Below are 12,235 nucleotides of genomic sequence, written 5' to 3'. Positions count from 1 at the left end.
CCAGATCCGCTACAGAGAGCTACTTGTCACTTCACGGCAGCTTCGGGAGAACAGGGCCGATGTCGGTGAGCGACTCCTGAACGATTCGGTAGACGGTCCGGCCCACCGCCGCCGGTACGTCGTGCCGCTGCCCCTCGATCGTCAGCGTCGCCGCAAGCCCGCCCCTGCCGGCCCCCTCCACCGGCTCAGGGACGTGGCCGAGCCCGGGCGGCGGGGTCGTGTCGTCGTCGCGCAGCGCCTCCCGCGTGGCACGCAGCTCCCTCGCCGCCTCACGTCCGGCCTCCCGGATCGCCAGCAGGGCCTCCGGCGCCTGTTCACCTCGCTTGCGGGCCACATGGACGGCGACTTCGGACTGCACCTTGATGACAGAGATCTGATGGGTGAGCGAATCGTGCAGCTCCCTCGCGATGTGCAGTCGCTCCGCGTCGGCGCGGCGCCGCGCGGTCTCCTCGCGGGTGCGCTCGGCTTCGTCCGCTCGGCGCTCGGCCTGCCGCAGGGCTTCGCCTGCGGCGCCGGCGGCGATCAGCCCGGCGATACCTGCGAGACGCAGCGAACGCCCGCACCTGGACGAACCGGCCCCCCGACGTCCCGGGCCAGACAGTCGACCAGCCGACCGCCGAGCGCATCGGCCGACCGCCGAACTGCCGAAGTAGGCCCAGGAAATGGGTCCAGGCGCGGCACTTGGTAGCCCGCTGTACCTCGGTACCGGCTGCAAGCCCCCCGTGGAGGCGACGGACGTCAAGGGCCTGGCCATCCCTCCCTGCCGGCGAACGAAGGTGCTTGAAGATCGCTCCGGGCTACTCCGCCGCGGGCGCAGTGCGGGTACGGAGTGCCAGCGCGAGCAGCGGACCGACTGCCAGCAGGAGGGCGAGGGCCGCGTAGCCGGTGGTGAGGGTCGAGACGGTCGCGACACCGGCGACGAGCAGCGGGCCGCCTGCGTCGCCGAGTTCGCGGCCGAGTTCCGCCGATCCCATGGTCTGGCCCATGCGTTCCTCGGGGGTGGAGGCGGCGAGGGCGGCGAAGCCGAGCGGGGTGATCAGCCCGGTGCCGGTCCCGATGAGAGCGGCGGCGAGAAGGACGCCTGCCAGGCCGGGAAGCATGGCGGCCGTGAGTCCGGCGGCGGTGATGAGCAGTCCGCCGAGCAGTCCGGTGCGAGTGGTGAGGCGTCCGGCGTCGAGGGCCCGGCCGGCCTTCGGCTGGACGACTGCGGCGGTGGCGGCGAGGACAGAGACGGCGGCGCCGGTGGCGACGGTGCCGAGTCCGGCCGCGGAGCCGGTGACTGGCAGGAAGCCCACGCCGACGGAGAGGGCGGCGGTGGCGGCCGCGAGGGCTGCCGTCGGGGCGAGGAAGGAACGGTCGGCCAGGCGGCGGGCGAGGTCGGCGACCGTCTGCCGCTTGCGCGGCAGGGGCGGCACGACGGGCACCGCGAGTGCGGCCCAGACGGCGACGGCCGCCGCGCACAGGGCCATCACCGTGAACAGCAGGCGCAGACCGCCCGCCCAGACGAGGAGGCCTCCGAGGAGGGGGCCGAGGGTGTAGCCGATGGACTTGTAGAAGCCGTACGAGCCGAAGGCGCGCCCGCGTTTGGCGGCCGGGTTGAGGCGGGCGACCAGCGCGGATGCGGAGGGGGAGAAGGCGGAGGCGGCGGCGCCCTGGCCCAGGCGTGCCGCCCACAGCCAGCCGGGGCTGTCGGCGATCGCGTACAGCGCGGAAGCGGCGGCGAAGGCGATGAGGCCGCCGAGAAGTACGGGCTTGCCGCCGACGCGGTCGGCGAGCGAACCGAAGACGGGCTTGAGGAGAACCTCGGCGCCGTCGTAGAGGGCGAGCAGTCCGCCCAGGACGAGCAGGGAGGTGACGGCGTCCTCGGAGAAGCCGCCGAGGTTGGCGGCGATGCCGTGGGCACCGAAGGCGGTGGTGAACCCGGCCGCGTACAGAGGCCACATGGCTCGTCTCGGAGCGGCCGAGGCTATGGGCTGCGCGGTCATGAAAGGTCCTCGTCGGTGGTGTGGAGCGCGTCGAAGACCCGCTCGGCATAGGCCTCGCAGGCGGCGGCGCACTGCTTGAGCCGTCGGCCGGCTTCGGTTGCCTCGGGTGCCCCGAAGACATCCCGAGCGGTCAGGTCGCGGTGCCAGCGGCGCAGCCGCTCCAGGCTCTGCTCCTCTTCCTCCAGCTCGGCAAGGGTGAACTTGGCGATCCGGATCTCCTTGGCGATCTCCTCCTCGAACTTGACGCAGTCGGCGAGGAACTCCGTCCAGTCCGCGGAGCGTGCGGCCGTGAACATCCCCCGGAACCGGGCCGCGTCCTGGTCGGAGCGGCCGGACGCCTGCAGCGTCACGCCCTGTCCGCCTGCACTGTCGGTGAGTTCGAGGGCACGCCGGACCCCTTCGGCGAAGACCGGTACCTCCGGCACCGCCCAGATGCCCTGCCCCAGGGAAAGGGCGCCGATCTTGCGCAGCTCCCGCCACACCGCCACGCGGTGCCGGGAGGGGGCGGCGGGCAGCTTGATCACCAGGATCAGCCACCGGAAAGCCTGCTCAGCGTTCGTCACGACCATGAATGTAGCAGGCGTTACATCCACGCCTCGTCGCTCAGTTCAGGCTTTGCTGAATTCAGTGATGCATGTATCTTCATGCCGTGCTGACTGTTGCCTCCGACATCGAGGTGCTGGCCAGGTTCGGCCGCGCGCTCGCCGATCCCATCCGCTGCCGCATCCTGCTCGCCCTGCGCGACGCTCCCGCCTACCCGGCCGACCTCGCCGACGCGCTCGGCGTCTCGCGGACCCGCCTGTCGAACCACCTGGCCTGCCTGCGCGACTGCGGCCTCGTCATCACCGTCCCCGACGGCCGCCGCACCCGCTACGAGCTCGCCGACGAACGCCTCGGCCACGCGCTGGACGATCTGCGCACCGCCGTGGTCGCCGTCGAGACCGACCGGACCTGCCCGGACGCCGAAACGAAGGGCTGCTGCTGACCATGACCGCCGAGATATCGATATCCCTCGGTCCCTCACCGGCCCGCCGCGACGCGCTCACCCGCCGGATACGACTCGTGGTCGCGGCGACGATCACGTACAACGTCGTCGAAGCGGTCGTCGCCCTCACCGCCGGCACGATCGCCTCCTCCACCGCCCTGATCGGCTTCGGACTCGACTCGATCATCGAAGTTTCCTCCGCCGCCGCGGTCGCCTGGCAGTTCTCCGCCCGCGACCACGCCGTACGGGAAGCTCGCGAGAAGCGCACCCTGCGCATCATCGCGGTCTCCTTCTTCGCGCTCGCCGCCTACGTCTCCTTCGACGCCGTTCGCGCGCTGACCGGTACCGGGGAGGCCGACCGCTCCATCCCCGGCATCGTCATCGCCGCCCTCTCGCTCGCGATCATGCCGTTCCTGTCCGCAGCCCAGCGCCGCGCCGGCCGCGAACTCGGCTCCGCCTCCGCGGTCGCGGACTCCAAGCAGACGCTCCTGTGCACCTACCTGTCCGCCGTGCTCCTGCTCGGCCTGATCCTGAACGCCACCCTCGGCTGGTCCTGGGCCGACCCGATCGCGGCCCTCGTCATTGCCGCCATCGCCGTCAAGGAAGGCCGCGACGCCTGGCAGGGCAAGGGCTGCTGCGCGGCCCCGGCCGCCACAGTCCCCGCCCAGCGACAGGAGACGGACGCCTGCGGCTGCCGCCCAGGTTGCGACTGCTGCAACTGACCGCCCACCAGTCCGCAGCGGGCCCGGCGTCACGCCGGGGTCCGCTGCCGTCGATTATCCGAGGCCGTTGAGGCCCGAGGCGCGGCTCTCTTCGGCGTGGCCACCACGGGCTCGGCGGACGGCGCGGTCAACGCCTCGTACGACAGCTTCTCCAGCCTCGGCGGCGTACTGCTGTCCGCGATGATGGCCGGGCGTCTCCAGAGCGACCTGAAACGGGACCAAGGCGTCTGCGCCCCGCGCACGTCAGTTTGCCGCGCAAACCGTGGAAGGAGCTCAGCGGTGCTTCCGGCGGGAGCTGGGCCATCCCATGCGCAGTGCGGCCAGGCGGGGCAGCGCTGCCAGCCTCCGGGCCAGATGGTCCGCCCCCTTGGCGTAACCGATGCCGAAGAGGAGGGCCGTGACCAGTGACAAGGGTTCGGAGACGCCGTCGAGGATCGGGTAGATCTGCCAATGCGTCAGGTAGATGGAGAGCGAGCTGGCGGCGAGGAGCCCCGCCGCCTGGTTGACCCGGTGGTGGCTGGGAAGAGTGGGGAACCACACCAGCAGGGCGAATCCGATGAGGATGAACGCCTCGCGCCGGGGCTCGCCGGGGAAGAAGCCGGGGACCGTGGCGAGCGCGGCGAGAGTGACGAGCAGGCGATGGGGCGTTGTGCGGGCCTTCGCGGCCGCCCAGCCCAGGGCGAACAGCCAGAACACGGTGACGGCGTCGGTCATCTGGGAGCGCTCGGGGAGGCCGACCAGCTCGTAGCGGGTGAGCAGGCCGAGTGCGACGAGGGCGAGGGGGAGGCCGTACGGGAAGCGCCGTTCGGCCCGGTCGACGGCGGGCAGGGCCAGCAGCGCCAGGGTGGCGAGCAGGATGTAGACGAGTGCCTCCACGAACCACAGGTGCAGACCGGGCCCCATGTCCTGGGGGAAGAGGGCGTTGTGAAGCAGGAGGAGATTGCTCAGGTTGTAGCCGGCGCCGATCAGGATCGCGAAGGCGGTCCAGGCCACGCAGGGCAGGGCGACGCGCGCGATGCTCCGCCCCGTCCGGCGGATGCGTTCGCGCCGCTCGGCGGAGGTGAGCAGGAAGCGGGCGAAATTGAAACCGGCCACCGCGAGCAGCAGGTGCGCGCCGCCCCGGAGCTCGAACAGCCGCACGTGTGAGCCGACGATGCACACGATCGCCACCGCGCGCAGAGCGACGCTGGTCTCCAGGGACCTGCGTCCACCCCAGGTCTTCCGCTCGGGAACCCGCAGTTCGCTGATCGGCGTCGTGTGCCAGCTCGCAGGGAGATGGCCGAGGCGCTTTTCGAGGTGGAGCGACATCTCGACGTAGGACAGGGAGTCGCCGCCGAGCCCCACGAAGGTGCTGTCAGGTGTCACATCCGTACGGTCGAGGATCCGGGCGTAGAGGGCGCACAGGTCGTCGGCGCCGGTGCCACCGGGCGGGACTCCGACCTCGTCCGGTCGGCCCAGGGTGCGGACGGTCTGGTAGTCGGGCTTGCCCGTGGGCAGGCGGGGGAGTTCGGGCAGCAGATGGACGCGTATCGCACGCGAGGGCAGGCCGAACTCGTCCGCCACACGTCTTCGGATCCGCCGTTCGTCCCATCCCGGCTCGCGCACGACGGCGAGGGCGAGCCCCTCGTCGTCCCCTGCGCACAGTGCGCTGAGGCCGTGGCGTTCTTCGAGTGTCGTCTCGACCTGCTGAGGGTCGATCCGCAGGCCGAGGATCTTCAGGAACCGGCTGCGGCGGCCGACGATCTCGTACAGGCCCTCGTCGGTGAGCCGGGCCAGGTCGCCGGTGCGCAGGGCGTCGACGGTACGGCCGAGGGCGAGGTCGTCGGGAGTGTGGGCGTAGCCCAGCATGACGTTCGGGCCGGAGTAGACGAGTTCGCCGACGTACGCCCCGGACCCGGAGGTCTCGTCCACGGCTTCGAGCCTGAACGACCCGCCGGGAACGGGAACGCCGATCGCTCCCGGATGCGTGGCCGCGAGTTCCGGCGGCAGGTAGGCCATGCGCGCGGTCGCCTCGGTCTGGCCGTACATGACGAAGAGGTCCCAGCCGCGTCGCTGGCCCAACTCGGCGTACTGGGTGACCCGTTCGGGTGCAAGGCGGCCGCCGGCCTGGGTGACGTACCGCAGGTGCGGCAGGTCCATCTCGGCGAAGCCGATTCGGTCGAGGAGGTCGAAGGTGTACGGGACACCTGCGAGGGCGCTGCCGCCGGCGGTGCGGAAGAGGTCCCAGAAGCAGGCGTCGGCGACCGAGAGTTCGGTGAGGACGAGGCCGGCGCCGCGCAGCAGGTGGCTGTGGATGACGGACAGGCCGTAGCAGTAGTGCATCGGCAGGGTCGTCGCCGCCCGGTCGGTGTCACGAATGCCGAGGTATGTGGCGATCGACTCGGCGTTCGCCTGGAGGTTGTCGTACGAGAGCCGGACGAGCTTGGGGGAGCCGGTCGAGCCCGACGTGCTGAGGAGCAGGGCGAGGTCGGGGTGGAAGCGGTGGGCGGAGCCTGTCCGTCGCTCCTCGATCCGCCACTCGTCCGTGCCGGGGTGGACGACGATGTCGGGGTCGTACGCGGCGGTCAGCGCCGCCACGGCCTCCGAGTGCTCTCCAGGCACCAGCAGGACCGGGTGGCCCGAGGCGAGCGCGGCCAGGTGGACGACGAGCGCGCCGACCGTGTTGGCGCCGGGCAGGAGCACGAGGCGGCGCCCCGGGCCGAGCCGTCTTGCGGTGTCAGCGACCCGTCGGGCCAGCTCGCCGTAGGAGACCGCGCCCTCGGAGGTGACGAGGGCGGTGCGGTCGCCGTGCAGCGCGAGGCCGTGGGCGAGGGGGAGGGTGTGGCCACCGGCGGGCGGGGCAGGCAGGAGCGTCACGGGCGCATCGTAGGTAAGGCTTTCCTAATCGAGAAGAGGGGGTGTCGTCACCGGATGCCCATTCGCGACCGGTCCGTTATCAAACCCTGCCTTGACCATTAGGTTAGCTTTACCTTATCAATGCCGTATTCACAGGTTCTCCCAGTAGCTCTTCGTCGCTCGTCGCAGGACCCAATTGCCGTGGGCGAGGGCAGCGATCGGCATGGCAGGAAGGCATCACCCCACATGCGCCGCCCCTTGGCTCGCACGCTGACCGCGCTCACCGCGGCAGCCCTCCTCGTTCCCGCGCTCGCGAGCTGCGGCAGCGACGAACCGGCCGGACTGGTCATCTACTCCGGCCGTAACGAGAACCTGGTGAAGCCGCTCATCGAGAAGCTGGAGAAGAGCCTCGGCACCAACGTCGAGGTCCGCTACGGCGACAGTGCCGAGCTCTCCGCGCAGCTCCTGGAGGAGGGCGACAACACCGAGGCCGGGCTGTTCCTCTCCCAGGACGCCGGAGCCCTCGGCGCGCTCTCCAAGGAGCAGCGACTCGCACCGCTCCCCGCAGCCACCCTCGACAAGGTCGACACCGCCTACCGCGGTTCGGCGGGCGACTGGACCGGCGTCAGCGGGCGCGTGCGCGTCCTCGGGTACAACCCCGACCAGGTCCCGACGCCGCCGAACAGCGTCCACGAGCTCGTGAAGCCCGAGTGGAAGGGCAAGATCGGTTTCGTGCCGACCAACGCCTCCTTCCAGGCGTTCGTCACCGGCATGCGCGTCCTGGAGGGCGACGAGGCCACCCGCACATGGCTCAAGGGCCTCAAGGCCAACGAGCCCAAGGTGTACGAGGGCAACCTCAAGGTCCTCGAAGCCGTCGACAAGGGCGAGGTCTCCCTCGGCCTGCTCAACCACTACTACTGGTACGAGCAGGTGGCCGAGAAGGGCGCCGACAAGATGAAGGCCAAGATCCACTACCTGCCCAAGGGTGACCCGGGCGGCCTCGTCAACGTGGCCGGCGTCGGCATCCTCAAGGGCGCCGACGAGAAGCAGGCCGCGTACGCGCAGAAGGCCGTCGACTTCCTCCTCTCCGCCGAGTCGCAGACGTACTTCGCGGAGGAGACCAAGGAGTACCCGCTGGCCGCCGGCGTGAAGACCGCCGAGAGCGTGCCGCCCCTGGAGACCCTCCAGCCGCCGAAGATCGACCTCGGCAAGCTCGACTCGCTGAAGGAAACCCTGGCCATGCTCCAGGAAGCCGGACTGGTCTGACGTGACCTCACCGGATTCCCCCGTCCGGACGCGTCACGATTCCCGCCCGGCGAGCGCCCCCGCGCCCGCCGGGCGGAAGCGTGCCGACGGTCGCACCGATCGCGCCGCCAGACCCTCATGGGTCCTGATCGTGCCCGCCTGCCTGGCGGCGGCCCTCGCCGTCCTGCCCCTCGGCTACCTTGCCGTACGTGCCCTCGAACGCGGTCCCGCCTTCGCCTGGGACGTCGTCGCGGGCGACCGGACCGGTCAACTGCTCCTGCGCAGCCTCGGCCTGACGTCCACCGTCGTCGCCGTCTGCCTGCTCCTGGGTATCTCCCTCGCCTGGCTGACCACGCGCACGGCCCTCCCCGGCGCCCGCGCCTGGTCGGTCCTCGTCACCCTGCCCCTGGCCGTACCGAGTTACGTCACCGCCTTCGCCTGGCTCTCCGCGGCTCCCTCGCTGTCGGGATTCACGGGATCGGCCCTCGCGCTGACCCTCGCGAGCTTCCCCTACGTGTACCTGCCGGTCGCCGCTGCCCTGCGCGGAACCGACCCCGGGCACGAGGAGGTCGCCCGCTCACTGGGACGCGGACCGCTGCGTACCTTCCTGGCCGTCACCCTGCCCCAGCTGCGGCCGGCCGCGGCGGGCGGCGGACTGCTCGTCGCGCTGTACGTGCTCTCCGACTTCGGCGCGGTGTCCCTCATGCGGTACGACACCTTCACCCGGGGCATCTACACCTCCTACCGCGCCAGCTTCGACCGCACCCCGGCGGCCGCGCTCAGCGCCGTACTCGTCCTCATGACCATTGCGCTCGTCGCCGCGGAGACCCGCACGCGAGGCCGGGCCGGGTACTCGCGCACCGGAGCGGGAACCGCCCGGCGGGCCGTCCCCGCCGCGCTCGGCCGACTGCGGCTGCCCGCCCTCGCCTGGTGCGGCGCCGTCGTCGCGGCCGCCGTCGGCTTCCCCCTGGCCACTCTGGGCTACTGGCTAGCCGTCGGCTCCTCCGCGACCTGGGACCCGGCCACGCTCACCGGTACCGCGCTCACCACCCTCGGCGTCGCCGCCGCCGGCGCCGCGCTCACCACGTTGCTGGCCCTGCCGGTGGGCGTCATCGCGGCCCGCCACCGTGGCCGGCTCGCCCATCTCCTGGAGCAAGCCACGTATGCGGGGCACGCCGTCCCCGGCATCACCGTCGCGCTTGCCCTGGTCTTCTTCGCGGTCCGCTACGCCCGGCCGGTCTACCAGGAGACACCTCTGCTGATCTGCGCCTACGCGGTGCTCTTCCTGCCCGTCGCCGTGGCCGCCACCCGCGCCGCGGTACTCCAGGCGCCACCCGTACTGGACGATGTGGCCCGCTCCCTGGGTCGTACGCCTTTCGGCGTGCTGCGCGAAGTCACCGTGCCGCTCGCTGCACCAGGTGTCGCCGCCGGCGCGGCCCTCACCTTCGTCGTCTGCATGAAGGAACTGCCGGCCACCTTGCTGCTGCGTCCTACCGGCATGGACACCCTGGCGACCCGTCTCTGGACGGAAACGGGTACCGGATCCTTCGCCGCGGCGGCCCCTTACGCCGCCGCCCTCATCCTCCTTGCCGCTGTCCCCTCCTACCTTCTCGGAAGGCACCGCACATGAACGACCTCCAGGTCAGCGGCGTGGCCAAGGCGTACGGTCCCGGCGCCACGGTCCTCGACGGCCTCGACCTCGCCGTCCAGGGCGGCCACCTCGCCGCCGTTCTGGGGCCGTCCGGCTGCGGCAAGACCACCCTGCTGCGCGTGATCGCCGGCTTCCTGCGAGCCGATGCGGGCACCGTCACCGTCGCCGGACGTACTCTCGCAGGCCCCGGCGTCCACCTCCCGCCGGAGCGCCGCCGCATAGGCATCGTCCCGCAGGAAGGCGCCCTCTTCCCGCACTTGAGCGTTGCCCGCAACGTCGCCTTCGGCCTGACCGGAGCGGAGCGCGGCGCCCGCGCGAAGCGTGTCGGGGAGATGCTGGAGCTCGTCGGTCTCGGCGGCTACGGCGACCGGATGCCGCATGAACTCTCCGGCGGCCAGCAGCAGCGGATCGCCCTGGCCCGCGCCCTCGCCCCCGAACCCCATGTCGTCCTCCTCGACGAGCCGTTCAGCGCCCTCGACAGCGGACTGCGCGGCGCCGTGCGGGCAGAGGTTCGCGCCGTCCTCCGGGACAGCGGCGCCACCGCCGTCCTCGTCACCCACGACCAGCAGGAGGCTCTCTCCACGGCCGACGTCGTCGCCGTCGTCCGCGACGGCCGCGTCGCCCAATGCGCCACCCCCGAGGAGCTCTACCAGCGCCCCGCCGACCCCTGGGTGGCCTCCTTCGTCGGCGACGCCGTCTTCGTCACCGGTACGGCCGACGAGAACACTGCCACCACCCCACTGGGCCGCATCCCCCTCGTCGCCGCCCCTGGAGGCCTGCGCGACGGACTCGTCCTTCTCCGCCCCGAGCAGTTCCACCTCACCGGCCCGGACCAGGCGACCGCACAGGGCACCGTCACCAACGTCCGCTTCTACGGCCATGACTCCATGGTCACCGTCTCTGTCGACGGCTTGGACCAGCAGATCGATGTCCGCGCCCCCGGCCCGCTCCAGGTACGACAGGGCGGCCGGATCGGCATCCGGGTCACTGGCGAGGCCACCCTGCACGAAGGCCCTGCCTGATCATGCCGGGCGCGGGCATGGGCCGAGCTTTGCGTTCAGTGGCCCTCTGAGGGATCCCCCATCCGTGAACGCGCCACTCCTCCTCGTCGGGGCTGCTGACGAGCGACGGTTTGGGCGCGAGTCTCTGGGGTTCTGGGAGCGCTGAGCGCCAACAGCCGGGGACGACAAGGGTCGCGAGAATCCCCGGTTTCGCCCACTGGCGACTTGCCGCTCTGTTCCCGAGCCGCCTGCCAGTCGCAACGGATTCACGTCGGGAGCCCGAGCCGCATTCCTGGCAGGCAAGCTGGTCCAGGCATGGTCCGGATCTTGGTGCTACCCCAGGCAGCGCTGGCTCGAGGCACCGGCGTACGGGACGGTGGGCCCCGACCGACGCATTAAGCGGTACGGCAACTCATCCGATCGGGGCCAGGACCTGCGGATTCCCCATAACTGGACGGCGAAAGTCGGCACCCAACCCGCGTGGCCGGGCGCGGGGTGCAGCAGATCCCCGCGGACCGGCCGCGCCGCCCTCCTCGTCGCCCTCGTCGCGAGCCTTACCGGACGCCGGCTCCGGTGTCACTCTGCTTGCCTGTGCAAACGTGACGGACACCACGGAGAGCCACGCGTGTACACCTTGGCCGGAACTCGCCTCGGGCGAGGTGTCCAGCGCTTTGCGTCTGCATGGCGCACGAAGTCCGGAAAGCGGTGCTGACCTCTGACAGAAGGGACTGGATCACCTGGTCGATGAGCACCGCGGGCCTTGCGGGGGTCGGGCATTCGGCCTATAAGGGTCCTGCAGGCATCGGTTGGGATGGCCGGAAAGGCATCCATGCCGCCGACCAGGGGGACCCTCCACTTCCCGCCGGGATCAACACAGCGTGCGCAGACGACGGAGAACGTGAGGGGCCATGACCGACAACGCCTATCGTGATGCCATGACCCGCCTGGCGGTCGACCCCGCCTTCGCGGCCGAACTCGATGGCGACATCGAAGAGGTGGCACGAAGACTCGGGTTGACGCCCGAGCAGGTCACCGAGCTGCGTCGGCTCCGCGTGGACTCCAGTACGGCCGACGGGCCGGCCACCCTCGACGCGCGGCTGTCCAAGTCGTCGCTCTTCTTCGGTAACGCGGCACACGCCCTGGCGCACCACGACGTGTCCCCCGACCCCGCTGTAGTCGACGCCGGGGCGCAGGATGCCGCGGCCGCCGACAGCACAGCGCCGCACGTGGACACGGCCGACGCGGGCGAGGCGGGCGACGCCCGGGACCTGACCGGCGACATCGACGCCGCAACGGACGACTTCCGCAGTCTGCTCGGCGATGCGGTCGCCAACACGTCCTTCGGTGACGGGGGCTCCTTGTTGGGCGACCTCGGCAACCCGGGCGGCGACTTCGGCGGCGCGGGCGATTTCGGGGACTTCGGGGACTTCGGAGACGCCGATACGGGTTTCGGCGACCACGGTCCCGGCGGCCTGGGCGTTGACGGGCCGGGCGGCTTCGGTGACGGTGGCAGCGACCTTGGTGGCCCTGGCGGTGACTTCGGCGGAGGATTCGGCGACGGCCACGGTGACGGGTTCGGAGGTGGCTTCGGGGGCCACAGTGGTGGCGGTGGATTCGGTGGCGGCGATGAAGGTGGCTTCGGAGGTGGCCTGGGAGGGGGCTTCGGGGGTCACGGCGGCGGTGAGAGCGATGGCTTCGGCGGCATCGGCGGCCCCGGCCACAGTGGTGGCGGTGGATTCGGTGGCGGCGATGAAGGTGGCTTCGGAGGTGGCCTGGGAGGGGGCTTCGGGGGTCACGGCGGCGGTGAGAGC

Annotated in this window: 9 protein-coding genes and 1 pseudogene; 6 read left to right on the top strand and 4 right to left on the bottom strand. The window is 71.3% G+C overall.

Annotated elements, in window-relative coordinates:
- Window positions 1-58 precede the first annotated feature (58 nt).
- The 3 genes and pseudogenes from ACFVGW_RS00460 to ACFVGW_RS00450 all read right to left on the bottom strand — a co-directional run.
- Window positions 59-535 (bottom strand): annotated as a pseudogene (locus ACFVGW_RS00460) (sensor histidine kinase); the annotation flags it as partial.
- Between the two features lie 262 nt (window positions 536-797).
- The gene (locus tag ACFVGW_RS00455) at window positions 798-1,985 is read right to left on the bottom strand and encodes an MFS transporter (RefSeq protein ID WP_385850110.1); all 1,188 of its coding nucleotides are present in this window, start codon (window positions 1,983-1,985) and stop codon (window positions 798-800) included.
- Complete coding sequence (locus ACFVGW_RS00450; RefSeq protein ID WP_385850109.1) at window positions 1,982-2,554, bottom strand: Chromate resistance protein ChrB; 573 nt, start codon at window positions 2,552-2,554, stop codon at window positions 1,982-1,984. The genes ACFVGW_RS00455 and ACFVGW_RS00450 overlap by 4 nt, the downstream gene beginning before the upstream one ends.
- An 80-nt stretch (window positions 2,555-2,634) precedes the next feature.
- On the opposite strand from ACFVGW_RS00450, the gene ACFVGW_RS00445 reads away from it, so the two are divergent.
- Window positions 2,635-2,970, top strand: a complete 336-nt coding sequence (locus ACFVGW_RS00445) for an ArsR/SmtB family transcription factor (protein ID WP_385850108.1) — start codon at window positions 2,635-2,637, stop codon at window positions 2,968-2,970.
- A gap of 2 nt (window positions 2,971-2,972) precedes the next feature.
- Window positions 2,973-3,692: a cation transporter gene (locus ACFVGW_RS00440; RefSeq protein ID WP_385850107.1), complete on the top strand. Its 720-nt coding sequence runs from the start codon at window positions 2,973-2,975 to the stop codon at window positions 3,690-3,692.
- Between the two features lie 273 nt (window positions 3,693-3,965).
- Here the strand turns inward: ACFVGW_RS00440 and ACFVGW_RS00435 are convergent, their stop codons facing one another.
- Complete coding sequence (locus ACFVGW_RS00435) at window positions 3,966-6,548, bottom strand: AMP-binding protein (protein ID WP_385850106.1); 2,583 nt, start codon at window positions 6,546-6,548, stop codon at window positions 3,966-3,968.
- 225 nt (window positions 6,549-6,773) lie between these two features.
- Between ACFVGW_RS00435 and ACFVGW_RS00430 the strand changes: the two genes are divergently transcribed.
- The 4 genes from ACFVGW_RS00430 to ACFVGW_RS00415 form a co-directional block, all read left to right on the top strand.
- Window positions 6,774-7,793, top strand: coding sequence for an iron ABC transporter substrate-binding protein (locus ACFVGW_RS00430; RefSeq protein ID WP_385850105.1), 1,020 nt, complete (start codon window positions 6,774-6,776; stop codon window positions 7,791-7,793).
- Between the two features lies 1 nt (window position 7,794).
- Complete coding sequence (locus tag ACFVGW_RS00425) at window positions 7,795-9,402, top strand: ABC transporter permease (protein WP_385850104.1); 1,608 nt, start codon at window positions 7,795-7,797, stop codon at window positions 9,400-9,402.
- The gene (locus ACFVGW_RS00420) at window positions 9,399-10,445 is read left to right on the top strand and encodes an ABC transporter ATP-binding protein (RefSeq protein ID WP_385850103.1); all 1,047 of its coding nucleotides are present in this window, start codon (window positions 9,399-9,401) and stop codon (window positions 10,443-10,445) included. The genes ACFVGW_RS00425 and ACFVGW_RS00420 overlap by 4 nt, the downstream gene beginning before the upstream one ends.
- Before the next feature lie 887 nt (window positions 10,446-11,332).
- Window positions 11,333-12,235 (top strand): hypothetical protein (locus ACFVGW_RS00415; protein WP_385850102.1); only part of this gene is annotated, 903 nt, incomplete at its 3' end.

Source organism: Streptomyces sp. NPDC127129, from assembly GCF_042671585.1.
Taxonomy (GTDB): domain Bacteria; phylum Actinomycetota; class Actinomycetes; order Streptomycetales; family Streptomycetaceae; genus Streptomyces.
Note: the sequence above shows the minus strand (reverse complement) of the source record. Positions and strands in the feature narration are given on the sequence as shown.

Excerpts from the sequence above, each read along its gene's own strand:
- ACFVGW_RS00450 (WP_385850109.1), bottom strand. The coding sequence starts at position 2,554 with ATGGTCGTGACGAACGCTGAGCAGGCTTTCCGGTGGCTGATCCTGGTG.
- ACFVGW_RS00430 (WP_385850105.1), top strand. The coding sequence starts at position 6,774 with ATGCGCCGCCCCTTGGCTCGCACGCTGACCGCGCTCACCGCGGCAGCC.
- ACFVGW_RS00420 (WP_385850103.1), top strand. The coding sequence starts at position 9,399 with ATGAACGACCTCCAGGTCAGCGGCGTGGCCAAGGCGTACGGTCCCGGC.
- ACFVGW_RS00455 (WP_385850110.1), bottom strand. The coding sequence starts at position 1,985 with ATGACCGCGCAGCCCATAGCCTCGGCCGCTCCGAGACGAGCCATGTGG.
- ACFVGW_RS00440 (WP_385850107.1), top strand. The coding sequence starts at position 2,973 with ATGACCGCCGAGATATCGATATCCCTCGGTCCCTCACCGGCCCGCCGC.